Below are 23,522 nucleotides of genomic sequence, written 5' to 3' on the forward strand. Positions count from 1 at the left end.
GCGACCTGTAGTTACTGCACCAGCTCTGTAATAGTCAGCTTGCCATTCACACGGTCGGCAACGAAGTTGATCTGTGCGCCTTCACTCAGCCCTTCCAGCATCGCGGGATCGGCGAGAACGAAGACCATTTTCATTGCTGGCATGTCGAGGTTTTCCAGCGGGCCATGGTCGACAGTAATCTTGTTCCACTTGGCATCGATCTTGGTCACCGTGCCCGAGGACATGGCACTATCGCTAGCAGCAATTGCAGTTCCAGCGGTCATCAGAAGGGCAGCGGCGAGCGTCAAAAATTTGGTCATGATTGGTTTCCTTTGATTTGAGATCAGTTGACAGTAAGGGCGCCGTGCATGCCGCCTTCATAGTGGCCGGGCAGCAGGCAGGCGAATTCGAAGTTGCCGGCCTTGTTGAAAGTCCAAAGGATCTCCGCCTCTTCACCTGGTTCAAGGCGCACAGCGTTAGGGTCGTCATGTTCCATCTCAGGGAACTTGGCCATCAGCTCTTTGTGTTCAGCGTTTTGTGCCATCGAATCCATCACGAACTCGTGGGTTTCCTCACCCATGTTCGTGATGCGCAGGCGCACGGTTTCACCCTCAGAAAAAGTCATTTCCGAGGAGGGTTCGAAGACGAACGGTGCGTCCTTGTCGTAGTCCTCACGCATTATCACATCGATGGTTCGCGTGGGTTCATGGCCATGCATCGCAGGCATGCCGATGGCCATTTGACCGTTGCCGTGCCCGGCGTCCGCAATTGCGAGGGCGGGAATCAGGGCCAGCCCCAATGTCAAAAGTGCAGTTTTCATGAGCGTGTTTCTCCTGTGCTCTGGCATCAGCCCTGCCGCACGCCGCCGCGCGGCGTGATCACGGTTTTCGGACTGGTGTTGTATGCATGTTCGGGCAGCTCGCCCGTCCATTCGTAGGCCTGTGTTCCGGGCGGGTTGTCGTACCAGCCAGGATCGCTGTAATCGTCGCGGTCGATGCCCTCGCGAACCTTCACCACGCTAAACATGCCACCCATTTCCAATGGGCCATGCGGCCCCCATCCGGTCATCATCGGCACGGTGTTCTCGGGGATCTCCATCGACATCTCGCCCATATCCGCCATACCCGCCGTGCCCATCGGCATGTAGCCAGGCTGCTGGCGGCGGATCATTTGGGTCAGGCGGGACTTGTCGGCGCCAATAAATGTAGGGATGTCGTGGCCCATAGCATTCATGGTGTGGTGCGACTTGTGGCAGTGGATCGCCCAGTCACCTTCGTGAATCGCGTCGAACTCGTAGGCGCGCATGGCGCCTACAGGAATGTCGATCGAGACCTCGGGCCAACGGGCACTTTCCGGCACCCAGCCTCCGTCAGTACAGGTGACCTGAAAGTCATAGCCATGCATGTGAATTGGGTGGTTGGTCATCGTCAGGTTGCCACAACGCACACGGACGCGGTCCCCCTTGTTGACCACCAGAGGATCGATGTCCGGGAAGATCCGGCTGTTCCAGGTCCACATGTTGAAATTGGTCATCTCGGCCACGCGCGGGATGTAGGTCCCCGGGTCGATGTCATAGGCCGCAAGGAGGAACGCGAAATCCCGGTCCACCGGCATGAACGCCGGGTCGCGCGGATGCACGATGAAGAGCCCCATCATGCCCATGGCCATCTGTACCATCTCGTCCGCATGCGGGTGGTACATGAAGGTGCCGGACTTGATGAGGTCGAACTCGTAGACGAAGGTCTTACCCGGCGGGATGCCGGGATGCGACAAACCACCAACTCCATCCATTCCCGATGGCAGGATCAGTCCGTGCCAATGCACGCTGGTATGTTCCGGAAGACGGTTGGTTACGTAAATACGCACCCGCTCGCCTTCGACCGCTTCGATTGTGGGTCCGGTGGATTGGCCATTGTAGCCCCAGAGCCGCGCAATCATCCCGTCCGCCATAATCCTTTCAACAGGCTCTGCAACGAGGTGGAACTCCTTTACATCTCCGTTCATGCGATACGGCAAAGACCATCCGTTCAGTGTTACAACGGGGTTGTAGTCGAACCGATCCGAAGGCCTTGGGGGAACTTGTGTATAGGGGCTGTCGGTAAAGGCGGCCTCGGGCAGATCGCGAAAGCGTGTTTGCGCGGCCCCGGCGTTCGCCAGCACAGCTCCAGCGCTCGCGGTCAATCCCGCGCCCAGTAATTGACGACGGTTCATCATTCTTCGCTACCTCCGGTCAGAGTAATTGCCCCGCCCCAAATCGCCGCGGTCGCGTCTGTTTCGGCAAGCCAGTAGTCACGTTTCGCTTCTGCGGCAGAGAGGCGCGAAGCGAGCCCCTCCTGGGCATCAGCGATCAATTCAAAGGTCGAGGTCAGCATGCCGTTGTAGGACAGCAGCGCTTCGTCATCGATCTGGCGTCGCAGAGGCAAAACAGAGTCGCGCCAATGCCGCGCGATGCTATGGCGACCGGTGATGGCCCTATAGGCCATGCGTGCGTCCGAACGCGCATCGACGGCCTGCTGGGCCAGCCTGTTCGCTGCCTGCAGATAGGCCATGCGGCCACGCTTCGACACCAGCGGACCGGTGTCGTAGAGCGGGATCTCGAAATCTAGAGCAAGCGCTGGATTGGCCTCGGTTTCTCCGGCTGCACGTTCCAGGTCGAAACCAGCCACCAACTGGACGTCCGAGACCATACGGGTTTGCCCGGTCAGACGGTAGTCCAGCGCGAGCGCCTCGAGTTCCAGCTTTCCAGATGCCAGGTCTACGCGGTTTGCCAGTGCCAGCTGTTCGATATTTCCTGCAACGCGCGGGCCACCAGGCAAGGCGGGCAGCGAGTCCGGCACGAATACAGTGGTGTCGCTACCCCAAAGCCCCATCAGCCGAAGCAGTTTTTCTTTGGCCAATTGCGCCTCCAATTGGGCGGCTGCACGTTCGGCGGCAAGCTCAGCAGTAAAGGCATGCTCCCTTGCTTGATCGGCCTTGCTCATCGCGCCGGTACGGCCCAGTTGCACAGCAAGTTCGGACGCTGCCTCGGCAGTGCCCTGAGTTTGAGCGATCAGTGCAGCGGCTTCGAAAGCGCCAACCGCCTCAATCCAGGCCCGGCGGGTTTCAACGGCCAAGTCTATCGTGTCGGCGAGCGCAGCAAGTTCGGATTGTCTGAAGCGAATCTCCGCAAGTTGGGTCCGCGGTGCGGATGTTGCCACGTCGAGCAGGGAGTTGATTAATGTTGCCTCAAGTGTGCGAGTGACATCGCCAGCCAACCCGGAGATTGACACACCGATCGAGGGCACCGGCCCCATAGCCACTTCCCATAAGTCAGTTGAGGACAGACCTAGCTCAGCGAAGCTGGCTTGAAGTGCGGGACTGCTTATCAGGGCAACCTGCACTGCGGTGTCGGCGCTGACGGTCTTACCATGCACCATGGCGTGAACCCTCTTGCGCGTTTCCTCAAGGTCCGCGGCAGACAGGTTCCAGATCGGTGTGGCCCCTAGAGCCTGGCGTGCACCCGTCTCGACACTGCCAAAGCCCGCGCGATCTGGTTTTGCACGCTCAAGAACGGCAGGACTGGCGCAGGCGGACACCAGCAACATGGACCCCATGAGAAGAGGCAGTTTCATTCGCCACCCTCCCGTTGTTCATCATTCAGCATCCGCCATTCGGCCGGTTCTCCGACCGAGTAGCCCGCGTAAGCAACAACAGGCCCGGGTTGCGCAGACGCGACCACAGGCGATGTAACCGCCGCCGTAAGCGCTGGCACGGTTTCAAGTTCAGGAAGCGCCGAGCAGGCGGCCCCGAACAGCGGCAAGGATGCCGCAAGCAGAATTTTCACTTAGATTTCCTCGAAATGTCAGATGCAGATGGTCGCAGTCAAACTGCGGCTACAGGTGCATCAGGCGCGAGGAGGGCGCCGCAAACCTTCGGGTGTGGCCGAACGGACTAGGGACGCAATATCCCAGGACCGGAGGGAAACATTAGCGGACTGCTTTGTGCAACTTTCGGCACCTACGAAGTCACCGACCACGCAGATATGTGACGCACAGTGGTCTGCTCCATGGTCGATATCTGCAGCCGGAATGTCCGTTTCATGATGGTGGCGCTCGTTTGAAGACTCCTGAGCGACTTGTTCAACAGAGCACGAAACCATGGCTGATGCATTGGACGGCATCAGGGTCACTGCCACCAATATGGAGGCAATCTGGAGTATCCCAAAAACGGCCCGAATCCTGTACATCATTTTTGAAGCTGTATTGCTGAAACAAAATGTCGGCAAGTCACCAAAACGTGTGGGCAAATTTTTCATACATTCTTCGTAGAAGTTTGAAAAAACTGCTGAAATCCTAATCGATCAATGAATGTGCGAGCGTAGATGTCGCAAGCGGTGACGACATGATCGCCCGCTTGAAAAACATCATTGCGTTGGAGACTGACGGAGCGTTGGTCTAACGGTTGATTTCTACTGGCGGCACAAACCCGTAGTCGCTTACTCGAGAGCATTCAGGAACCTAGCGTAGTCATCACTGACCTCCCTCGCCTCAACAAAGGCGCGAGCGCGCTCGGCGTCGAGACAACGGAAGTAGTCCTGCACATCGGCAATGTAGGCCTCGAAATCGCTTCTGATCAGATCGGCGTAGGCACGCATGTCGTCTTGCGACTGAGGCAAGAACGGTCGTTCGGGAGGTACGCAATCTGCTGCTGCGGCTATCGGCATGCTTCCAAGCAGGAACGCGAACAGCAACGGTGCGTTGCGCGCAATAAACAGCCGCAGGGCAAAACTCCTTTGCCGCCTTTAAGATTATCATTCTGTCGGCTATCACCGTTATCGGAGCAAGGCGAACTTCGTCAACACGTTATTATTGTCTTGCTATCATTAATGTTGTTTTGTATCGCTCACGGTGTTGCGACCCCGTGGGCCTGATACTGCACCCAGGCAGAACAAGGACCCAAGGGAAGGCCATGATAGAAGAAGCCCCGAATGTGGTTACAGAAGACGGACTGCGCGGCTTGCTCGCCGAGGGCTACCTCATTGAGGTGGTCTGCAAGGAGAGAGCAGAGAAGCGCCATAACAGCTGGTACGGCTCGTGGGTCATCCGCGCCGTCGCCACTGATGAGCGTGACGATAAGATGCTCGTCACCAGCCGAAGCGTCCTCAAGCTCCGCGACTTCAAAACCATCGTTGGCCTTGTCAGTTTCCTGGCCGACATGGGCTGTACGACCGCTAGCATCCCACTTGAAGAAGGTGGCCGCGAGCGCCACGCCGCGCCGCCGGTCAAAGGCAGCTGACCGCGCGACTGCGCTCGTCGTTGCTTTGGGTACAGGCGTTTGTTCCGCGCCCCCGGCCCTGGCCGACGGTTTCATCTTTTCGGTTGGCCCAGACGGCCAATTGATTTCCTCTTCTCAAGAGACAAACGGGCGCCTTTTTCTCTTCGCAGAACCTCGCGTTCCTGACGCAACGAGCGAGACAGCGATCCCGGCTCGATCCGCCGCCCGCGCCACCCCAGAAATCCTCCATGCGATCGAGACCACGGCGCTACGGTATGCCGGGCATGGTGCGCTGCGTCGCGCAGGGCTTTCCGTCACTGATTGGGCGCTCCTTTACCGAGCCAACATTGAAGTCGAGAGCGCATACAATCCGGCTGCACGTAGCCCTGTCGGTGCCATAGGCCTCGGGCAGCTTATGCCGGATACTGCCCGCGACCTCGGCGTGGACCCACATGACATTGCGCAGAACCTCGACGGATCAGCCCGCTACTTGCTGATGATGCTCGACCAGTTCGGTGAGGGCTCTCTGGCCCTTGCGGCGTACAACGCTGGCCCTGAGGCGGTCACACGCCACGGCGGCATCCCCCCTTTTCGAGAAACCCAAGGGCATGTGGCCCGTGTGACTGCCGTGTTTGAGCGGCTCAGAGGAGATCTTTCATGACATCGAGGAAACGTCAAAGCGTGCTCCGCACGCGGGCGATCACCGCGTTCGGCGCGATGGCCCTTATCGTGCTGGCAGGTCCAGCGCTCGCGCAGAGCATCGACCTCTCGCCGGTACAGACCCTGCTTCAAGGCATTGTCGATGCGATCACCGGTCCCTTGGGGATCGTGATTGGCACGCTCGCGCTGATCGGGGTGTTCCTTTCCTGGCTCTTTGGCATCCTCGACTTTCGTCAGGCGCTCTGGGTCGTGGTTGCAATCGCCGGCATCGCCGCAGCACCCACCATCGTCGCCGCCATCTGGACCACCTGAGCTCCATCCATGGCTGACCAGTCCCGCGTATTCATCGGTCTTCTCAGGCCACCCAAGCTGATGGGCTTGCCGATCATGTACGCCATGGTCTGGCTCTTCGGCTCGACGCTCCTGTTCCTCTGGGTGCAGAGCTGGGTGGTGGCTGTGTTCGCGGGGTTGGCCTGGCCGGCGCTCTGGAAGGCCGCAGACTGGGATCCGAACTTCCTCGATGTCCTGGTGATCACCCTGCAGGAAACCCCGCCCACGACGAACCGCAAGCTGCACGGAGGCGACAGCTATGCCCCGTGATGGAATTGCCGATGAGGTTGAGAACGCCATCGATCCGCTGACCGCGCTACCCGCATGGGTCAAGGGCGAGAAGCGGCTCTCAATGATGCTGCCTTATGTGAGCCTCGTGAACGACCGAACGATCCGGACACGCGGCAACGAACTGATGCAGTGCATCCGCCTCGAAGGGGTGAACAGCACCACGAGCGAGGACGGGCATCTCGACCGAATCGGAGGGTTGCTGGCTGGGATCGTCGCGCAGGTGGGGACGGAGTTCTCCTTCTACCTGCACAAGGTGTCGAAAGCGGTCGATGTGACCCTGCCGCCCGTTCCGGGCGAAGGGTTTGCGGCTGCCGTCGACGAACGATGGCACGCGCATCTCGGCCGCGCGGGTTTGCGCGACAAGACGCTGACCCTGACGGTGCTGAAGCGACCTGAGACAGGCAGCCGCTTGCCGTTCGGACTTGGGGCGTCTCGCTCGCGACATGCGGCCGACCCCAACCGCCGCTTGCGCAAGCTCGACGAGGTTGTAGGGTTTCTGCTGTCCTCCTTCGATGAGCTGAAGCCCCGCCTGCTGGCCGCAAGCACCGGCGAGCTTCTGGGCTTCCTCGGGTCGCTCAACACGGGCGAGGAGCACCCGCTCTTCCCCCGGTCGCGCCTCGGTGTGATCGCCGAGGACGTAGCCAATACGCGCGTCACCTTCCGCGGCACGACCATCGCACTCTCGGACGGTGCCGTCGGCGACAAGCTCGGGGCGATCTTTGCGGTGAAGAACTACCCGGCCAAGACCGATAGCCTGATGCTCGACGAGTTGAATCTGCCCGTCGACATGGTGGTCACGCACTCTTTTGTGCCGATCAACGCCAACATCATGGCGGGCCGGATCAAGCGGCAGCTGCGGCTAATGCAGGCCGCCAATGACGGAGCCGTCAGTCTCGCCCAGGAACTGGAACTCGCGCAGGACGATCTGGAATCCAAACGCCTGATCTTCGGCGAGCACCACATGACCGTGGCCGTCTATGCCCGCACCCAGACGGCGCTTGACGACATCGCGGCCGAAATCCGCAACATCTCCGCCACTTCCGGGATCAACCTGATCTCGGAAGCCTTCGGGGCGCGGGCGCATTTCATGGCGCAGCATCCCGGGAACACAGGGGCGCGCAGCCGCAAGGCCGCAATCACGAACCACAACTTCGCCGATCTCGCTACCTTCCACCGCACCCCGCTCGGAAAGACAGGGCGGGAAGTCCCCTGGGGCATGCCGATCACGCTCTTTCCGACGCCCGAGCGCAGTGGTTTTCGCTTCAACTTCCACGAACAGGGCGCGCCAGATCGCGAGCCCACAGGTGGGCACACGCTGATCCTCGGCCGTCCCGGCTCCGGCAAATCCGTCCTGGCGGCTTTCCTGATGACCATGGCACGGCGGGCAGGTGCGCGGGTCTTCGTATTCGACTATCGCGCGGGGATGGAGATGGCCGTCCGCGCGCTCGGCGGCAGCTATTCGACCGTGCGGGCGGGGCGCCCCACCGGCCTCAATCCGCTCCAGACCGAGATCGACGTGCGGGGCCAGGCATGGCTTGCTGATTGGCTCGCGAGCCTCTTGGAGCGGCGCGATCGACCGCTAACCCCGGTTCAGACCAACCGACTGCAGGAAGTCGTACGCCAGAACGCCAGCGCAGGACATGCGGGTCTACGGAACTGGTCGGATTTCGCCTCGCTGCTGGTCTCGACCGATGACGAGGGCGATCTCTTCGAGCGTATGCAGGAATGGACGGCCGAGGGTCGCTACGGCTGGATCTTCGGGGCCAATGCCGAGGACAGTTTCAGCATCGATGGAGACGTCGCGGGCTTTGACCTCACCGGCATCCTCGATTCCGAGAGCGAGCGGGAACGCATGGCGGTCCTGTCCTACCTCTTCCGCCGGGTCGAGCGGGTGATCGAGGACCGCAAGCCCACCATCATCGTCATCGACGAGGCATGGAAAGCGCTCGACAACGCCTACTTTGCGGAGCGCCTCAGCAACTGGCTGGTGACCGCCCGCAAGCAGAACGCCGTCGTCGTGATGATGACGCAATATGCCAGCCAGCTCGAGCGCACGCGCACCGGCAAGACCATCGTGGAAGCGGTGCCGACGCAGGTGCTCTTGCCCAACATTCGTGCTTCCGCCGCTGACTACGCGATGCTCGGCCTGACCGAGAAAGAGCTCGACGTGCTTCTGGGCGTCGGCTCGGCCTCGCGGCTCGCGCTTGTACGCGACGACCGTGGTTCCGTCGTGATCGATGCCGATCTCAGCGCGCTCGGCCCGCTCGTGACCATCCTTGGCGGAATGGAGAAGGGCGAAGCGCTTGTCGGCGCCGATTATCGCGAACGTCCTGATTTCTGGAGAGTGACATGACCCGTACCATCATTCGCAGCGTCGCGCTGCTCGGGCTCGGCCTGACCCTGACAGCCTGTGCGCAGCATAACCCCCCGCAAGCCAACTGCTTCAATTTTCGCGAGGCTCCTGCGCAGGCAGGAACCGCCACCGCCACGATCTCGACCATGGGGGCGGAGGTTACGCGCCGCGACACGGCCTGCGATTTTGTCCTCTTGGGGGCGAGCGGCTAAGCCAATGCGGACCTGGCTTCCTCTCTCGATGATCGGCTTTGCACTGGCAGGTCCCACACTGGGGCCAGCGGTCGCCCAAGGCGTGCCGACCTTCGATCTGCGCCTCTTCGCAGAGCGGCAGGCCATCCTTGAGCAGACCGATCGGGACCTGGCACTGCAGCAGGACCGGCTAAGCCGCGAGGAGGAACTGGCCGAAATCGAGCGCCAGCAACTCGCCTCCCTCGAAGGGCTGATGGATGCCATGTCGCTTGGCGCTGGAGACGTGGCCGGAACCGTGGCGGGGCTCGAGGCGGGGCAGGGGGCGGTAGACGACGTCGAAAGCGCGGCCGCCAGTCTTTATGCGCCCGAGGACACCAATCCAGCGGCAGCGCGGATGTTCGGCGATGCCAGGGAGGGGATCGAGGAGCTGATCATCCGCGCAGCACGCGACACCCATAGTCTGTCCGGGGTCGGCCGCGCAGGTCTTTCGCTCGTGCAATGGCGCTGTCTCTTGCAGGCGCTGATTTGGCAGGAGAGCCGCTTCCAGATCGGGGCACGCTCACCCGTAGGGGCCTTCGGACTTACCCAGATCATGCCCGGTACCGCGGGCGATCTCGGGATCTACCCGGCCTATTACGACGATCCCTATCTGCAGGTCACCGGCGGTGCGCGATACCTCGCACAAATGCTGAACATGTTCGATGGCAACATTATCCATGCGCTCGCCGCCTATAACGCCGGGCCGGGCAATGTGCAGGATTATGGCGGTGTGCCACCCTTCGCGGAAACCCAAGCCTATGTCGTGGTGATTCCGCAGCAGTACAACAGCTACCTCGCGGCCGTAGGCGGCATCGATGCGCTCGGCACCATCGACCCTGTGCTCCTCGCCAACGCGAGTTTCAGCCTCTCGGCCCACGGCGCAGGGGTCTATGGCGACTATTCGCTGGTCTCGGTCCGTGCCGCCGCTCTGCGGGTTCAGGACATCATCACCCGCATCGGCGAGACCGAGGATCTCCACGAGGCCATCGCGCTCAACACCTATGCCCGGGCCGAACTGGCCCGGCTGGTCGCAATCCGGACCCGGATCAAGGCCGCCCGAACCGAGCCACTCAGCGCCGAGCAGATCGCCTTGGCGGCAGCCCAGGCTGCCGAGCGGCAATACATGGATTTTAGTCAGGAGGATTTGCGTTGAACCTGCGCCTGCCCCGTTCCCTTTTCGTCGGTAGCATCGCTCTCGCGCTTGCCCTCAATGTCACCGGACCTGTCGCGGCACAGGGTGTGCCCACGGTGGACACTCAGAACATTGCTCAGGAAATCCGCCAGCTTCAACAGATGCTGCAGGATTTCGGGATCCAGACGGATCTTCTGGACAATGCGTTGGAGCAACTGGACATGCTGCAAAGCCAGCTCGATCAGCTGAACGAGATGTATGCCTCGCTCACCGGGCCGCGCAGCATCCTCGGGCTTGCCATGGGCGGGGACCTCGACACCTTGCTTGAGGCCAACTTCGAAGACATCCCCGGCCTGATCCGAGGCATCCAGGCGGGCGATTGGAGCGCTCTCATCGGGCCCAATGCCGGGCCCATGCGCACGCAGATGGAACAGGCGCTGGCAAGTGCCGGGTTCGACGAGGATTCACTCCGCGAGATCGCCACCAGCGGCAATCCGGGCGCCGAAGGCGTGGCCACGCGGGCAACCACAGGTGCTGTGATGTCGGCGGCGGCGCAGAACAGCCACGCAGAGGCGGAACAGTCTCTCGAGCGGGTGGAACGTCTGGTCGAGATGATCCCGGACATGGAAGATCTCAAAGCCTCGATGGATCATAACACACGCGTCACGGCGGAACTCGCCATCGCCATGACCCGGATGTGGGAGCTGGAAGCGATCCAAACCCTAGGCGCAGGCAATGCAGGCGTGGTTGACGCCGCCACCGTTGCCGAAGAACGCCGCTACATGGACTTCACCTTGCCGGACCTTGAGCCATGAGTAGGGCAGGGGTGATGACTGCGCGCGAACTCGTGGAAGAGGAACTTGTCTACGGTGCCCTGCGCCGGGAACAGCTTTGGCGGATGATCGGCATTTCTGGAGCAGGCTTTGGTGTATTCGGCTGTTTGACAGCTGCGGCTGTCGCGCTGATGGTCGAGACGCCGCCTCCCATGGTTGTCCCCTACGATCCCGCGACCGGGATGGCGCTTCCCAATGCCACGGTTGAAACCGTGTCGCTCGCCGAACGCCCTGCCGTGATCGAAGCGCAAATCTACCGCTACATTCTCGACCGCGAAACCTACAACCAGCTCGACAACGATCTTCGTGTCCGCCGTGTCCTGGCACAGTCTTCCGGGTCGGCCGAGGCCAGCATGCGCGCGATGTGGACATCGGGTCAGGAGAACTATCCGCCGACGCGATACGGGGCTGCGGCCGAGATGGCCGTTGAGATCGCATCGATCACCCTTATTGGCGAGAACCGCGCCCAGGTGCGGCTCAGAAAGCGCCTGACAAGCCCGCAGGGGGTACAGGCTGGATCGTTCACTGCCACGTTGATGTTCGAATTCCGGCCCGAGCGGACCCGCGCGATCGACGATGTCTGGCAAAACCCTTTCGGTTTCACCGTCACCCAATATGCCATCCGATCGGACCGTTCTGAATGACCCGCACTCCAATCTCTGCGCTGCTGGCCGCCAGTATTCTCGCGTTCGCGGGAACGACTGCTTTGGCCGAAACTACGCCCCGTCCAGGTTCTCATGACAATCGCGTGCGCGTCGCGACCTGGACTGAAGGCCAAGTTTACCGTGTCGTCACGACTCTGACCCGCGTCACCACGGTCGAATTCGGTGAGGGTGAAACCATCCGCTCGATCATCGCCGGCGATACGGTCGGGTTTCAATTCGACGGTGTCCCGGGTGGCCGTGCCTTCGCCATCAAGCCGACAGCATCTGGCGTCGCCACCAACATCACCGTCTACACCAACCGCCGCTCCTACTACTTCCATGTCGTCGAAGCCCGGGAGACGCCGCATTATGTCGTGCAGTTCCGCTATCCTGAAAACCGCGTGCAACCCACCAGGGCGGTTGCGGCCGATGCGCCGAACGCGAACTATGCGGTCAGTGCCCGAGAAGAGTTCACGCCGACGGCCATCTGGGATGATGGTACCTTCACGTATTTCCGGTTCGCACGGAATGCGCCGGTGCCCGCCATCTTCCGATATTCGAACGGCAGGGAACGCGCGGTGAACAGCCAGGCCTTGAGTGACGGCGTCATCCGCGTGTCCGGCGTCAACCGACAATGGGTCCTTCGCCTTGGCGAAGAGGTGATTTGCGTCCAGGACGCAGGACAGGCCACATCATGACCGAAGGTACGGAAGACCTCGCCGCGCGCCTCGCGGCTCTCGAAGGTTCGACGGGCAAAGCGAAGGCCGACAAGCGGCCTGCGCCGCTTGCCGCGATCCTTGGAGTCGTCGGTATCGCGGCAGCAGGTGGTCTGGCGTGGGCTGCCCTACAGCCGTCGGCAGAAGCACCAATGGCGACCGCCGCGCCGGAAGAGTTCCAGAGCAGCGGCCCCGGATTCGGAGATCTGGCGCCGATTTCTGCCCCGGAGCCCAGCCAAGCCCCGGCTGCGGACACAGGTCCGAGCGAGTCGGAACTCGCGCTGATGGAAAGTCTTGCGACATTGAGAGCGGAACTCGAGGACCTGCGCGCAAGACCGGCCGAGGCCGCGGATAGCGCGGCGGAGCAGGCTATTGCGGACCTGACGGCGCAAATTGCCACCTTACAGGAGGCATCCGCCGAGGCGCAGCGGGCCCTCGAGCGGCAACTGACCGAGCGGGATCGCGAATTGGATCAGCTCCGCATGGACTTGGAACTTGCACGGCTTGCACCACCAGAGCCGACCTCATTGGGACCAAGTGAAGAAGAATTGCGGCTGGCCGAACTCGAAAGGCGGCGCGCTGCTGAAGCTGAGGCCCGCGCAGAGCGTATCGCGTCTCCTATGATCGCCTTCTCCGGGATGGGCGCGGGTGCGGATAGGGAGAACACGCTGGAAGCCGCACGCCTGAATGCAGATGAAGCCTTTGTTCGTTCGGGCGCACAACCTGCGCAGGTGACACGTGCCGAAGTGATCGCGAACCCATCGAACACGGTTGTTCAGGGCACCATGATTCAGGCTGTGACAGAGACGGCCCTCGACAGCACACTGCCCGGCGCGATCCGCGCCATCGTCTCGGAAGACGTCCATTCTTTCGATGGAACGCGTATCCTGATCCCGCGCGGCGCGCGGCTGATCGGGCGCTACCGCTCCGATGTCGCACTCGCCCAATCGCGCGTCATGGTGGCATGGGACCGGATCATCTTGCCCGATAATCAGACCGTGCAGATCAGCGCCTTCGGTGGAGACGAACTCGGCCGTACTGGCACCACCGGGTTTGTCGACACCCGTTTCGCGCAACGCTTCAGCTCCGCCGCGCTGATCTCCTTGATCGGCGCCCTGCCTGCGGCTGCAGCGGGTCAAATCGACAGCGAGGCGGCGGCCGATGTTGCGAGTGATGTCGGCACCGACCTGCGCGATAGCACGCAAAGCGTGATGCAGGACTATCTGGCGATCCGGCCAGTGATACATGTCGATCAGGGTACACGGATCACGGTCATGGTTGATCGTGACCTCGAGATTTTCTGACATGGCTGCAAGTTATCTGGAAGCGTCGCTCGACCGTTTCGGCCCCGAGGTCCTGCGCGACGACACGATCGAGATCTGCATCAATCCCGACGGACAAGTCTGGGGCGAATTCCAGGGCGATCACTTCATGCGAGGTCTCGGCAGCCCGCTGAGCCAGACCGAGATCAAGGACCTCGGCAACCAGATCGCCTCCGCCGCCTCGACCACGCTAAGCACCAAGAAGCCTATCGTCTCGGTCTCGATCCTATATCGAGATCGCCCGATCCGCGCGCAGGTGATCCAGCCGCCGGCAGTCGAGGGCGGGTTTTCAATATCACTGCGGTTTTTCTCCTCCCTGCCGCTAGAGGCGATCCGGCTCGGATTTCTCTATGGCAAGGAGCGCAGCCTCGAAGGCCTGCGCCGCGAACGTAACGCCGCACTGCGCGATGTGGTGACATCCGGCGACATCGGCGCCGCGCTGCGGTTTTGCGTCGAGAACAAGCTCAACATGATCGTCTCGGGCGGCACGTCGACCGGCAAGACGGTTGCGGCGCGCAAGATCCTTTCGCTGATTCCGCCCGAAGAGCGGATCATCACCATCGAGGAGGCGGCCGAGCTGCGCCCCGAGCAGCCCAATGCCGTGACGTTGATCGCGGACCGGGACACGGATGCCCGCAGTGCCGATGTGCTCTTGGCCTCAACGCTTCGCATGCGACCCGACCGGATTGTCCTAGGCGAAGTCCGCGGTCGCGAGGCGATGACGTTTCTCGAGGCAATCAACACCGGCCACGGTGGATCGCTGACTACGCTGCATGCCGAGACCCCACAACTTGCTGTTCGCCGCCTCGCCATCGCCGCCCTGAAAACCGATGTGCCGATGACCTATGCCGACATGATCGATTACATTGAGGGCTCGATCGACGTGATCATTCAGGCAGGCCGCCATGAAGGCGCGCGCGGGATCACCGAGTTCTTCCTGCCGGGTCAAACCACAGATTTGAACCTCGACACGGTCGACGGCAGAGGCAACAAGAGCCCCTCCGTTGCCGCTGAGTAAAAAAGGAACCCCCCAGATGCGAAAACCAATCCTCGCAGTCATGCTTGCCGCCCTTGCGGGCCCACTTGTGGCACAGACTTCGCCTCCGATCTCAAACGATCTCACGGTCGATATGTCGCCTCAACAATACCGGATCTGCAACGATCGTCCGGCGCGCCCGACCTGGATGGACGAAATCAATCCGCGGGAAGCCTACAAGGCAGCAGCTTTGATGGAATTGTACGAAATTCGGGCCTGGGAGGAGATCGCTGAATCTGGCGACTGCGGCTGTGAAACCCGCTTTCCCGCTTGGGGTAGCTCCGATGGCGAGTATCATGAAAGGTATGCAGGCCTTAGCCAAGCCGAGCATTCAGCGTTTCGCCGCGACTGGATTGAAGTAAGGAAGCAACTCGAGCCGAGCGTGCGTACAATCTGCGAAGCTCAAGGCAACTGGTAATGGGCGTCGTCAGCTGGATGGTCGGAACGGCAGACGCGTTCCTTGTCGATGCGGCTGAGTCCCAGTTCGGGGCCGTGGCAAGCAATACCGGCACGATCGTCCTGCTGATGGTCACGCTTTCGCTAATCGGCGTCTGCATCAACATGGCATTCCAGTTCCGCAGCATGGATGGGGCCAGCTTCTTCTGGTACCTGATCAAGCTGATGCTGATAGGGCTCTTCGCCTTCAACTGGGCAAACTTCAATGCAGTAGCGAACGCCGTCATTGGAGGCTTGGACTACGTCGCTGGCGCACTAGTGTCTTCGGTTGGCGGCGGAGGAGCCGGAGCCACACACTTTGCCGGCGAATTCGACATCCTGATCGAAAAATTCAGCCAGTACCTGAATGCCATCGGCAGCAATTTGAACTGGATGACGGGCGCGATCCTAGGCGGCATCGGGCTTATTCTTTTGAGCCTCCTTGGCTTCATGACCGGCATCGTCCTCATATTCGCCAAGATGATGCTGACCCTCATGCTCGGCCTTGCTCCGATCATGATCGCTCTGTCGCTCTTCGACGCGACCAAGGATTTCTTCCATAGGTGGGTCTCGACGACGGTCAGCTATGCCTTCTACCCCATCGTCATCGCAGCAATGTTTTCGACCGTCGTCGGCATGGCGAATTCGCTTCTCGCGCAGCTCGGTGATCCAAACTCGGCAACCAACATCGGATCGCTCGTGCCGTTCTTCGTCATGGTGTTCCTAGCCAAGGGCTTCGTCGCTGCAACGCCCCTGATTGTGCGGGGGATCTCTGGGAACCTGATGGTAGCCGCAGCGCCCGCTGTGGTCGCTGGATCGACCGGGATCATGCGGGGGATCTTCAATACCGACGGCGTGAAGGGCCGGGCGCGGATCGGTGCGCTCACGACAAGCGAAGTAATCGGACGAGGCGCGGTGCAGACGCCTGCCGCTGTGCGGAGCGCCGCGGCAACGACAAGCGCGCAGGTGGTCAGAATGGCGGAACGGGCAAAACGTTTGCGAGAGTAGAAAGGAGAAAGCAGCCTTTCGCCGCACTGTGCATGAACTCACACAATGCGGGACTTTCCGCACCTTCTGCTGTTCGACCGAATCAAGCGTGCAGGCCGTGAGGCGTTGACGAGTACGCTTTCAGCCTCCGAAGATATTAAGCGCTGTTCCGTTCTCAACGATGATGGTTGCGCCGATCCATAGCGCTGCTATCCCGATTGCTCCAGAGGTCCCAATTCGAAGCCAATTCGCCCCGCGCTGAGCTAGCAGCAACGGAAAGCTGACCACCGTGGACAACGCCGCCATTCCGGCCATCGAACCCAGTCCAAACACGGCGAAATACGCCAAAGCTTGGCTAATGTTCTGTGTCGCGCTGATTGCTAGCACCAAGAGCGCTCCTGAGCCTGCGGCGCCGTGAACCAGCCCGATACCAAGGGCCTTGGCGTTGGTCCTGTGGTGGCTGTGGTTGTGCCACACCTCGCCGTGAGGCAGCGTCTCTCCCTTGTGCGAATGGGCGTGCATGTGCTGGGAGCCGTCATGTTCGTGCATGTGGATGTGTACGCGGTCTCGGTGCAACCGCCAAAGTGTCTGCGTGCCGAGCGCCACGATCATCACGCCAACCGCAAATTCAAGTCCTGCTTGCATTTGGCCCGAAATTGTAAGGCCCAGCAGCACTACAGCAGCGCAGAAACCGAATAACGCGAGTGTATGTCCCAGCCCCCAGAATGCCCCACGGGCAATCAGCGCTCGGCGGCTGCCCTTCTGAGCCAGCATGTTGGATACGGCGGTCAAGTGATCGGTCTCAAGCGCGTGCCCCATGCCGATGACGAAGGCGAGCAATAGGATCGCGGAGTAACTCATGCCTTAGACCTCATGTATTGAGCCCGGGACGCATCACCGGAATAGGCGCCGTCCCACCATTCCTGCAGGACCAACAGCGCCCTTCTAAACCACCGCTTCGAACTTCCCATGCGGCCCCCTTCCCGATCGCAGTTGTCGACGATGCGCGCAACCCGTCACGCCAGACCGCATCCCGTGTCTGGCATGACGGCCATACGTGCCTTCTGCTACCAATGGCCGGAACGCGGTCAAGACCGCATGTGCAGCTGTCGTCCGCAAAGGGCTCTTCAGTTACATTCGCCGCGAGGAGAATGAACGTCAACTCCTGCGAAACTCATCCGTGCTCCGCGATGATAGCTCTCGTTGTCTGAACTGCCGAAGCAAGCGTTGTCCGGTCTGTGTTCGTGATACCTAGGCCCTCAACATCAAGCGACAGCTGGCCCTGGCCACCGCCGCTTGCAGCGACACGAGCCGCGCGGCCGCGGGCCTTCGCTGCGCTGACAGGGTCGGTTTTCGATACGTTGGGCGCATTCGGGCCGACGTCCCGCGGTCCCGCAGCCGCCCGCACCTCCTGCAGTTCTTGCTTCAGCCTAGCCACCGTCTCGCGGGTCTCGGACATCTGCCGATCCCGCCTCAGTTTGTCCTCGTCTGGATATGGGAAGCTTCCCGATTGACCGGCGTGCAGAATCTGCAATGCCGGATCCTCAAAATACTTCACCCTTCTCCCGCGGATGGGCATCTGCGCGTCGATCACGAGAATGACCTCGTCGAGGTCCATGCGTCGGGCCTCATCCTCGGTCAGGAGCGGGGTATCTTCTGTCCTCTCCGAGACGCTGCGCCCTTCGAATGGATTGCGTCCAACAGCACGGGAGCGGGTCACCACACGCTTGGTGGTCTTGCCGACAGCCTGGCTCAATTCCTCGATGGTCTTCTGCTCGGATGGGGTGAGGTAGAGCTTTACCCCGGCGCCGCCCTGCAGCGACCTGCGGGTGTTTTCACCATAGATCTCGTCCAGCGCCGGGATCGTCTGGGTCACGATGGCGAGGTTGCCGCCGAAGGAGCGCAGCGTCTTTATGCTTTCGGCGACGATTGGCATTTTCCCGAGCCGGTCAAACTCGTCGAGCATGATCATCACCGGCCAGGGCTCGTCATCGCCGGGTTCCTGTGCTTGCAGCGAGGCGATCAGGTCCGAGAAGAAGAGGCGGATCAGCGGGGCAAGCGGGCGGATCATCTCGGATTCGACCGCAAGATAGATCGCATGTGGGCGGCGGCGGATATCCCGGAAGGAAAAGTCAGAGGTCGCGGTGGCCGCGTCGATCGCGCGGTTGTCCCAGGTGTCGAGACCCGATGTCATGAGAAGCGAGAGGTAGGAGGTGAGGGTGTCGTTGTTGGTCGAGGCCATACGCTCGAAGATCAGTTTGGCCGAGGTGTTCTTCACCTCCTGCGAACGCTTCAGATATTCCTTCTGCTTGTCGCCCCCCGAGGCGGTGATGCGGTAGATCTCGCCGATGGTCGGCACGCCGCGCTCGAAAGCCAGAAGACCGGCCGCCACGAACAAGTCGATACCGCCTGCGAGAAGGCCGCTCAGCTTTTCGTTGTCGGTCTGCAGGAAGAGCTTCGCGGTGAGTTTAAGCTCCATCTGCTGCCGGTCGGGGTTGGTCATGGCAGCAATGCGCGCCAGCGGATTATAGCGATGTGTTGGTCGGTCCCAGTCGGTCGGCGCGAAGCGGAAAACCTTGTCCCCCATGCTGGCGCGGAAGCGCGAGGTCTCGCGGAAGTTCTCGCCTTTCACGTCGAGCACCACGGCGGAGCCCTTGTAGGTCAGCAGGTTCGGGATCACGAACCCCACGCCCTTGCCCCGGCCCGTGGGCGCCACGATCAGCGCGTGGGGGAAGGTTTTTGAGACTAGGAACGGGCGCTTGGATTTCGGGGAGCCGAGCTTGCCCAGAAGGAAGCCGCCGCCGGGCTTGGCAAAGAAACCGTTCCTCTTCATCTCGCTGCGAGTCTGCCAATGCGTCGTCCCGAAGCGGGTCAATGCATCCCCCAGAAGCGTGACGCTCAGCATCAGCGATGCCAGACCGAAGCCGCCAAGTATGAGGTTCACCCAGAGGAAGTCTTTTGGTGCGGACTGAGACAGACCCCGATATTCGCGGGCAAGCAGGGTGACGTCGAAACGCGTGGGAGAAAGCCCATAGCGGAACATGACAAAGCCGGTCGCCACGACATAGCCCATGGCGAGACCGACCAGCACGAGGCTCAACACTCCTAGGGCAATCTTGCCTTTATCCATGGGTGATCCCCTTCTCACCATGTGCCGCGGCGTGGCGTGCGCGCTGCGCCTCTATCTGTTCTTCCGCCAATGCATCGAGAACGCGCTCCATGGCCGGGCCATGCGCAGTGACCTCGCTGCTCTGGAGATAGGTTCTAGCGAGTTCCAGCTGGCGGAGCGGATCCTCAGTGAACTTATCGAGGACTTCTGCGTTTCCGGCCCGCAGCGCGTCGATTGCGTCGGGGCTTAGCCGTTCGTTGACCTGCCGGACGATGTCATGTCGCTCTGCCTCGGAGAGCGGGCCCTCGACGTCTGCGTTTCGCACAAAGGCCATGACGGTTGGCGCTGTCTCTTCCAGATACCGGCGCTCGGCGTAGTCTTGTCGCGCCTGGTCCTCGATAATGAGGCTGCGCTCGCTGATATAGGCACGCGACGCGCCGAGCGAACGAAGGTGGTTGATTTCGTCCTGGACGGCCTGCCCAAACTCGTCATCCGGCATCTCCGTGCGATAGCGGGCGAGGGTACGGAGCTCTTCGGTAATCGGACCGAGATGATCCGAAGGATCCCGCAAGGCGAGGTCCATGTCGCCAGCATGAAGTGTGCGGTCCTGTTCCGATACCGCATATTGCGGCGGCATTCGACTGTCAGTCATCTGTTCCCAAGCCATCGAGGCCAATTCGGCATGCTGCGGAGATCTCTGCGCATAGGCGTCGAACGCAACGCGGGCCTCCTCCACCTCCACGGCGCCCGCCCGCCGCACCGAGGGGTCGTCGGAGAACGGATGATCGAAATCCGTCCGGCGGAACTGCGCCACCAGCGCTCTGAACGCCTGCCGCTCCGATGGGGCAAAGATGTCGGACCCATCTTGCGCGAGATCACTCCCAGGTGTCGTCAACCGCTCATCAAGCGCTGCCTCAGCGTTATCCACCTCGTCGACCTCGGTTGGCGCACGCAGGACGCGTACATCGGTCAGAACATCGCCCAACCGAACATGCGTGGCTTCCAGCCGGTCGAGCGCTTCTTCCCGGTCCGCAGATTTCTCCAGATCAAGGCCACCTTCTTTGGCAATCGCCTGAAGATCCTGTGCCAGCCACTGGCGTTCCAATGTGGCATTGCCTGCCCCCTCCCGCAGCCGCGCGGCCACAGCCTCGGCATCGATGCCTGTGCCTTGCAACGCCTCGGCCAGCTTTGGTGCCACCTCTCCATCGTCAAGACGCGCGAGGTGATCTTCACTTAAGTTCGGCCTTGCATAGATGCCGTCCCGGGACGGGGCATCGACCAGGGCGGCGGAGCGATCCCCGAGCGGGTTCAAATGCGCGACCGAGGCCAGCACGTCGGTCAGCTTGCGCTCGATCACCGGCCTCTCGGCCGCCGGCGCCCTGTCGATTGCCGCCTCGATCTGGCGAATGTTCTGAGAAAACTCGGTGATCAGCGTGTCGAACGCTGGCTCAACTTGGGACATGTAGATGGCTCCGTCAGATTGAATCTGACCGCCACTGGCAAGGATGGTGCTGGCCCTCTCAAGCGCATCGGCCACGTCGTCGAAATTCGAACGTGACGCCTCCGCCGCGAGCCCGTGGTAGATCAAAGCGTTGCTTCGGACAGTTTCCAGCGCAGCCGCCAGGTCAGCGCCGGTTCTCTGGCGCTCGACAGGGGGACGACCTTCGTCGCGAGCCTTGTAGATTTCATCGATCTCGGCGCGGTAGGTCGTGACGCCGCGATCCAGACGACGCGTCGCCTCAAGGCGGATCCCATGAACCCGGGCCGCCTCGACCATCGCCTCGCGAAAGGCGTCGTAGTTGAAGTGATGATCCTTCCCGAGAAAGAACATTTCGCCATCCTTGCTGCGGCGGTTCAGAACGATATGCGCATGTGGATGCGCGCGATCTTGGTGTATTGCAGCAATATAGTCGAATTGCGAGCCCTCACCTTGAAAGAACTTCTCGCAGACGGCCTGGGTGATATCGCGCACCTCTTCACCACTGGTCCCAACCGGGAATGCCATCAGCAGATGCGACGTATGGCCAAGCTTGGGGCTGTAGCGCTCTTTCCACTGGTTCTCGAACCGCCGCGCCACTCGGTTGATCTCGGCTTCCGAGAGTTGCTTCTTCCCGTCATGGGTGCCGCGGCTGTCGAGGATATGGGTCGACTTCGTCGTAAGATAGGTGAGCTGCGCCCGTAGCTGCGCCCCGGTGTGACAGCCCCCTTTCGAGATAGCCTTGAAGATCGCTGGCGAATGGCCGCGCGCGGCCCGAACCATCTGCGCGCCCTTGGAAAGCCCCTGCCAGGATCCCGAAACCCGGCTCCAGCCGCGGTCAAAGAGCGCCGGGTCGATGCCACGGACCCGGTCACTCCGCGCCATTCTCATCCCTACCGGCGAAGCCCGCCAGAGCAGAACTGATCTCAAGGTCCAGCACGCTGCGCCGAGCACGCGACATCTCCTGGACCTGGTCGGCCAGATCGAAGACCAGACCCGCAAGGGCGCGGACGTCACGGTGACTTGAGGCCGGGTAGGACAGTCTCTCGCCCCGCACCTTGGCCTCGTTCAGACGTCGCGCGATCTGGTTCACGTTGTTGCCGACCCGGTTGAGCGCGGCGCCGAGGCTGCGCAACTCGTCGCACATCTCGTCGTCGGGCAGGAAGACACCTTCGGCCGCCAGCATCAGGCGGCGCATCGCATTCGAGCGGTGCGCAATCCCGCGCCGCGACAGCGCCGCGTCGAACCGGCGCAGGTCGTCGTCCGAGACCCGGATCCCCACAACCCGCGATCGGCTGCCGTTCGCTGTCTGACGCTCGTCCCGGTGGTTCACCACGTTGTAGATCGTCTTCAGGCTGACATCGTAGCGCGCGGCCAATGACGCCGCGGAGACGCCGTTCCGGCGCTCCTGGGCGATGGTCAATCGCTCGATCTCTGACAGTCTGCGGCGGCGGGGCATTTTGAAGTTAACGTTCCTATTTCTTGCCAACTTCGTACAAGCCCGCCGACTCCCAACGCAAGTGGAGTCGGCTATAAGGGCTTGTACTCAATGTAGAAAATCGCCCTGCAGGGGCGATTTCCCGTCCTTTGTCAAATGGATCGCGCTTCGCGCTCATGGCACCACGCGATGCGGTCCCCGCATCGCGTATCGCGTCTTTGGCGCCCCGTCCCTTGCACCCCGCAAGACGGGTTTTGCCGCGTGCTGACCGTCTCGCGTCACCCGCGTAACGACATACGCGAGACTGCCTCCCGTCGTCTGGCGCGCGCTATCCGTCACCTGCATTCCGTCCGCAGTACATCGCCGAGCGCATCCCGACATTTGGAGGGTGTGTCGTGCCCCGCGACGAATGCTGAAGGCGCCACGGCAGACGTCGCACGGTCATCGCACAACGCCGCCCGCTGCATGCCAAACGCGGGTCGCATCCCGACTTCTGCTTGACCCCTCCGCCTCATGCGTTTAGCGACACTTTAGCATTATCGTTGCGATTCACTATTTTTGCCGAGGGTCAGAATGCCGAACGAAAATCTTGTGGTGATCGCAGCGATGGCCCGGAAAGGGGGCAGTGGCAAAACGACGCTTTCGCGCGCCTTGATCAGCGCCGCGATCGCCGCCGGACGCAGAGTGATGTTGATCGACACGGACAGCACGAGAGTACTCGGTGCCTGGCATGCTCGGGCGGAAGCCGGTGGGCTGAGTTCGCCGCTTCTCTGCTCGGCCACCGTCGAAAGCGTGGCGGGTGTCGAGGATCAGATCGATCAGGTCTACATGGCAGGCACGGCAGACTTCATCTTCATCGATACCGCAGGGGTCGGTGCCGAATGGTCAGACGGCATCGCGGTGCTTGCGGACCACATTGTGACGCCCGTCATGCTGTCGACGTCTGATTTCGATGTCGGCGCGCAGACTGCCGATTGGTATGAGAAGCTGAAATCCCGTGTTGACGACCCCTCCAGCCTTCCGCGCCACCACGTTGTCCTCAACATGGTCGACCCGAAAACGACCCGTGCTGACGCCGCCCTGATTGAAGAAGCGCTCACCCGTTTTCCGGTGATTGAGACCGTCATGATGCGACGGAACACTTACAAGGAGATGGACCAGAAGGGGCTTCTCCACGCCTTGGCGCTGGAAAAGCAATCCGATCCGAACCCCCTTATGCGTCCACATGTACGTCATGTCGTCGAGGCGCTTGAGGAGGCGACGGACATTCTCAACAACATTCTTGCTGCGTGAGGAC

General features: G+C 61.4%; 26 protein-coding genes. 16 read left to right on the top strand and 10 right to left on the bottom strand.

Annotation, left to right across the window (positions count from 1 at the left end):
* Nucleotides 1-11: 11 nt before the first annotated feature.
* The 5 genes from B30_RS22595 to B30_RS20425 are packed head-to-tail and all read right to left on the bottom strand — an operon-like array spanning nucleotide 12 to nucleotide 3,802.
* The gene (locus B30_RS22595) at nucleotides 12-299 is read right to left on the bottom strand and encodes a copper-binding protein (protein WP_009574142.1); all 288 of its coding nucleotides are present in this window, start codon (nucleotides 297-299) and stop codon (nucleotides 12-14) included.
* A 23-nt stretch (nucleotides 300-322) separates the two neighbouring features.
* The gene (locus B30_RS22600; RefSeq protein ID WP_009574143.1) at nucleotides 323-799 is read right to left on the bottom strand and encodes a cupredoxin domain-containing protein; all 477 of its coding nucleotides are present in this window, start codon (nucleotides 797-799) and stop codon (nucleotides 323-325) included.
* Between the two features lie 26 nt (nucleotides 800-825).
* The gene (locus tag B30_RS20415) at nucleotides 826-2,193 is read right to left on the bottom strand and encodes a multicopper oxidase family protein (protein WP_038147513.1); all 1,368 of its coding nucleotides are present in this window, start codon (nucleotides 2,191-2,193) and stop codon (nucleotides 826-828) included.
* The gene (locus B30_RS20420; RefSeq protein WP_009574145.1) at nucleotides 2,190-3,590 is read right to left on the bottom strand and encodes a TolC family protein; all 1,401 of its coding nucleotides are present in this window, start codon (nucleotides 3,588-3,590) and stop codon (nucleotides 2,190-2,192) included. Before B30_RS20420 ends, B30_RS20415 begins: the two co-directional genes overlap by 4 nt.
* Nucleotides 3,587-3,802 (bottom strand): hypothetical protein, encoded by a 216-nt coding sequence (locus B30_RS20425; RefSeq protein WP_009574146.1) that lies wholly within the window; start codon nucleotides 3,800-3,802, stop codon nucleotides 3,587-3,589. The genes B30_RS20420 and B30_RS20425 overlap by 4 nt, the downstream gene beginning before the upstream one ends.
* Nucleotides 3,803-4,115: 313 nt before the next feature.
* On the opposite strand from B30_RS20425, the gene B30_RS22275 reads away from it, so the two are divergent.
* Nucleotides 4,116-4,286 carry a hypothetical protein gene (locus B30_RS22275; RefSeq protein ID WP_156022758.1) on the top strand — a complete coding sequence of 57 codons (171 nt, stop codon included), beginning with the start codon at nucleotides 4,116-4,118 and terminating at the stop codon, nucleotides 4,284-4,286.
* 167 nt (nucleotides 4,287-4,453) lie between these two features.
* Here the strand turns inward: B30_RS22275 and B30_RS22065 are convergent, their stop codons facing one another.
* Entirely contained in the window at nucleotides 4,454-4,612 is a 159-nt protein-coding gene (locus B30_RS22065) for a hypothetical protein (protein ID WP_009574147.1), read from the bottom strand.
* A 314-nt stretch (nucleotides 4,613-4,926) separates the two neighbouring features.
* On the opposite strand from B30_RS22065, the gene B30_RS20435 reads away from it, so the two are divergent.
* Genes B30_RS20435 through B30_RS20500 form a run of 14 tightly spaced genes read left to right on the top strand, consistent with a single transcriptional unit; the run spans nucleotide 4,927 to nucleotide 16,222 of the window.
* Nucleotides 4,927-5,253 carry a hypothetical protein gene (locus B30_RS20435; RefSeq protein ID WP_009574148.1) on the top strand — a complete coding sequence of 109 codons (327 nt, stop codon included), beginning with the start codon at nucleotides 4,927-4,929 and terminating at the stop codon, nucleotides 5,251-5,253.
* Entirely contained in the window at nucleotides 5,210-5,893 is a 684-nt protein-coding gene (locus B30_RS20440; protein ID WP_009574149.1) for a lytic transglycosylase domain-containing protein, read from the top strand. The genes B30_RS20435 and B30_RS20440 overlap by 44 nt, the downstream gene beginning before the upstream one ends.
* A complete protein-coding gene (locus B30_RS20445; protein ID WP_009574150.1) occupies nucleotides 5,890-6,204 on the top strand; it encodes a TrbC/VirB2 family protein in 315 nt (104 codons plus the stop codon). The genes B30_RS20440 and B30_RS20445 overlap by 4 nt, the downstream gene beginning before the upstream one ends.
* Before the next feature lie 9 nt (nucleotides 6,205-6,213).
* Complete coding sequence (locus B30_RS20450) at nucleotides 6,214-6,492, top strand: type IV secretion system protein VirB3 (RefSeq protein ID WP_009574151.1); 279 nt, start codon at nucleotides 6,214-6,216, stop codon at nucleotides 6,490-6,492.
* Nucleotides 6,482-8,866 (top strand): type IV secretion system protein B4, encoded by a 2,385-nt coding sequence (locus tag B30_RS20455; RefSeq protein ID WP_009574152.1) that lies wholly within the window; start codon nucleotides 6,482-6,484, stop codon nucleotides 8,864-8,866. Before B30_RS20450 ends, B30_RS20455 begins: the two co-directional genes overlap by 11 nt.
* Nucleotides 8,863-9,078, top strand: a complete 216-nt coding sequence (locus tag B30_RS20460; protein WP_009574154.1) for a hypothetical protein — start codon at nucleotides 8,863-8,865, stop codon at nucleotides 9,076-9,078. The genes B30_RS20455 and B30_RS20460 overlap by 4 nt, the downstream gene beginning before the upstream one ends.
* 4 nt (nucleotides 9,079-9,082) lie before the next feature.
* Complete coding sequence (locus B30_RS20465; RefSeq protein ID WP_009574156.1) at nucleotides 9,083-10,249, top strand: lytic transglycosylase domain-containing protein; 1,167 nt, start codon at nucleotides 9,083-9,085, stop codon at nucleotides 10,247-10,249.
* Entirely contained in the window at nucleotides 10,246-11,043 is a 798-nt protein-coding gene (locus tag B30_RS20470) for a type IV secretion system protein (RefSeq protein WP_009574158.1), read from the top strand. Before B30_RS20465 ends, B30_RS20470 begins: the two co-directional genes overlap by 4 nt.
* Before the next feature lie 14 nt (nucleotides 11,044-11,057).
* Entirely contained in the window at nucleotides 11,058-11,705 is a 648-nt protein-coding gene (locus B30_RS20475; RefSeq protein ID WP_009574159.1) for a virB8 family protein, read from the top strand.
* Nucleotides 11,702-12,403, top strand: a complete 702-nt coding sequence (locus B30_RS20480) for a TrbG/VirB9 family P-type conjugative transfer protein (protein WP_009574160.1) — start codon at nucleotides 11,702-11,704, stop codon at nucleotides 12,401-12,403. The genes B30_RS20475 and B30_RS20480 overlap by 4 nt, the downstream gene beginning before the upstream one ends.
* Entirely contained in the window at nucleotides 12,400-13,725 is a 1,326-nt protein-coding gene (locus B30_RS20485; protein WP_009574165.1) for a TrbI/VirB10 family protein, read from the top strand. Before B30_RS20480 ends, B30_RS20485 begins: the two co-directional genes overlap by 4 nt.
* A 1-nt stretch (nucleotide 13,726) precedes the next feature.
* Entirely contained in the window at nucleotides 13,727-14,761 is a 1,035-nt protein-coding gene (locus tag B30_RS20490) for an ATPase, T2SS/T4P/T4SS family (RefSeq protein ID WP_009574167.1), read from the top strand.
* A gap of 16 nt (nucleotides 14,762-14,777) precedes the next feature.
* Nucleotides 14,778-15,197 (top strand): hypothetical protein, encoded by a 420-nt coding sequence (locus B30_RS20495; RefSeq protein WP_009574168.1) that lies wholly within the window; start codon nucleotides 14,778-14,780, stop codon nucleotides 15,195-15,197.
* On the top strand, nucleotides 15,197-16,222 hold the full coding sequence (locus B30_RS20500) for a type IV secretion system protein (protein ID WP_009574169.1): 1,026 nt from the start codon (nucleotides 15,197-15,199) through the stop codon (nucleotides 16,220-16,222). Before B30_RS20495 ends, B30_RS20500 begins: the two co-directional genes overlap by 1 nt.
* A gap of 120 nt (nucleotides 16,223-16,342) precedes the next feature.
* Here B30_RS20500 and B30_RS20505 read toward each other — a convergent pair whose 3' ends face one another.
* The 4 genes from B30_RS20505 to mobC all read right to left on the bottom strand — a co-directional run bounded on the left by B30_RS20505 (nucleotide 16,343) and on the right by mobC (nucleotide 22,210).
* Nucleotides 16,343-17,062: a HoxN/HupN/NixA family nickel/cobalt transporter gene (locus B30_RS20505; RefSeq protein WP_009574170.1), complete on the bottom strand. Its 720-nt coding sequence runs from the start codon at nucleotides 17,060-17,062 to the stop codon at nucleotides 16,343-16,345.
* Nucleotides 17,063-17,375: 313 nt separating this feature from the next.
* Nucleotides 17,376-19,331 (bottom strand): type IV secretory system conjugative DNA transfer family protein, encoded by a 1,956-nt coding sequence (locus tag B30_RS20510; protein ID WP_009574171.1) that lies wholly within the window; start codon nucleotides 19,329-19,331, stop codon nucleotides 17,376-17,378.
* The gene (locus B30_RS20515; RefSeq protein WP_009574172.1) at nucleotides 19,324-21,672 is read right to left on the bottom strand and encodes a relaxase/mobilization nuclease domain-containing protein; all 2,349 of its coding nucleotides are present in this window, start codon (nucleotides 21,670-21,672) and stop codon (nucleotides 19,324-19,326) included. The genes B30_RS20510 and B30_RS20515 overlap by 8 nt, the downstream gene beginning before the upstream one ends.
* Complete coding sequence (gene mobC / locus B30_RS20520) at nucleotides 21,659-22,210, bottom strand: plasmid mobilization relaxosome protein MobC (protein WP_232616951.1); 552 nt, start codon at nucleotides 22,208-22,210, stop codon at nucleotides 21,659-21,661. Before mobC ends, B30_RS20515 begins: the two co-directional genes overlap by 14 nt.
* A gap of 588 nt (nucleotides 22,211-22,798) precedes the next feature.
* On the opposite strand from mobC, the gene B30_RS20525 reads away from it, so the two are divergent.
* Nucleotides 22,799-23,518, top strand: coding sequence for a nucleotide-binding protein (locus tag B30_RS20525; RefSeq protein WP_009574174.1), 720 nt, complete (start codon nucleotides 22,799-22,801; stop codon nucleotides 23,516-23,518).
* Nucleotides 23,519-23,522 lie beyond the last annotated feature (4 nt).

Origin of the sequence: Celeribacter baekdonensis B30, from assembly GCF_000299875.1 — a bacterium.
GTDB lineage: Bacteria > Pseudomonadota > Alphaproteobacteria > Rhodobacterales > Rhodobacteraceae > Celeribacter > Celeribacter baekdonensis_A.

Excerpts from the sequence above, each read along its gene's own strand:
- B30_RS22595 (WP_009574142.1), bottom strand. The coding sequence starts at position 299 with ATGACCAAATTTTTGACGCTCGCCGCTGCCCTTCTGATGACCGCTGGA.
- B30_RS22600 (WP_009574143.1), bottom strand. The coding sequence starts at position 799 with ATGAAAACTGCACTTTTGACATTGGGGCTGGCCCTGATTCCCGCCCTC.
- B30_RS20415 (WP_038147513.1), bottom strand. The coding sequence starts at position 2,193 with ATGATGAACCGTCGTCAATTACTGGGCGCGGGATTGACCGCGAGCGCT.
- B30_RS20420 (WP_009574145.1), bottom strand. The coding sequence starts at position 3,590 with ATGAAACTGCCTCTTCTCATGGGGTCCATGTTGCTGGTGTCCGCCTGC.
- B30_RS22275 (WP_156022758.1), top strand. The coding sequence starts at position 4,116 with ATGGCTGATGCATTGGACGGCATCAGGGTCACTGCCACCAATATGGAG.
- B30_RS22065 (WP_009574147.1), bottom strand. The coding sequence starts at position 4,612 with ATGCGTGCCTACGCCGATCTGATCAGAAGCGATTTCGAGGCCTACATT.
- B30_RS20435 (WP_009574148.1), top strand. The coding sequence starts at position 4,927 with ATGATAGAAGAAGCCCCGAATGTGGTTACAGAAGACGGACTGCGCGGC.
- B30_RS20445 (WP_009574150.1), top strand. The coding sequence starts at position 5,890 with ATGACATCGAGGAAACGTCAAAGCGTGCTCCGCACGCGGGCGATCACC.
- B30_RS20450 (WP_009574151.1), top strand. The coding sequence starts at position 6,214 with ATGGCTGACCAGTCCCGCGTATTCATCGGTCTTCTCAGGCCACCCAAG.
- B30_RS20455 (WP_009574152.1), top strand. The coding sequence starts at position 6,482 with ATGCCCCGTGATGGAATTGCCGATGAGGTTGAGAACGCCATCGATCCG.
- B30_RS20460 (WP_009574154.1), top strand. The coding sequence starts at position 8,863 with ATGACCCGTACCATCATTCGCAGCGTCGCGCTGCTCGGGCTCGGCCTG.
- B30_RS20465 (WP_009574156.1), top strand. The coding sequence starts at position 9,083 with ATGCGGACCTGGCTTCCTCTCTCGATGATCGGCTTTGCACTGGCAGGT.
- B30_RS20475 (WP_009574159.1), top strand. The coding sequence starts at position 11,058 with ATGACTGCGCGCGAACTCGTGGAAGAGGAACTTGTCTACGGTGCCCTG.
- B30_RS20480 (WP_009574160.1), top strand. The coding sequence starts at position 11,702 with ATGACCCGCACTCCAATCTCTGCGCTGCTGGCCGCCAGTATTCTCGCG.
- B30_RS20485 (WP_009574165.1), top strand. The coding sequence starts at position 12,400 with ATGACCGAAGGTACGGAAGACCTCGCCGCGCGCCTCGCGGCTCTCGAA.
- B30_RS20490 (WP_009574167.1), top strand. The coding sequence starts at position 13,727 with ATGGCTGCAAGTTATCTGGAAGCGTCGCTCGACCGTTTCGGCCCCGAG.
- B30_RS20495 (WP_009574168.1), top strand. The coding sequence starts at position 14,778 with ATGCGAAAACCAATCCTCGCAGTCATGCTTGCCGCCCTTGCGGGCCCA.
- B30_RS20500 (WP_009574169.1), top strand. The coding sequence starts at position 15,197 with ATGGGCGTCGTCAGCTGGATGGTCGGAACGGCAGACGCGTTCCTTGTC.
- B30_RS20505 (WP_009574170.1), bottom strand. The coding sequence starts at position 17,062 with ATGAGTTACTCCGCGATCCTATTGCTCGCCTTCGTCATCGGCATGGGG.
- B30_RS20510 (WP_009574171.1), bottom strand. The coding sequence starts at position 19,331 with ATGGATAAAGGCAAGATTGCCCTAGGAGTGTTGAGCCTCGTGCTGGTC.
- B30_RS20515 (WP_009574172.1), bottom strand. The coding sequence starts at position 21,672 with ATGGCGCGGAGTGACCGGGTCCGTGGCATCGACCCGGCGCTCTTTGAC.
- B30_RS20525 (WP_009574174.1), top strand. The coding sequence starts at position 22,799 with ATGCCGAACGAAAATCTTGTGGTGATCGCAGCGATGGCCCGGAAAGGG.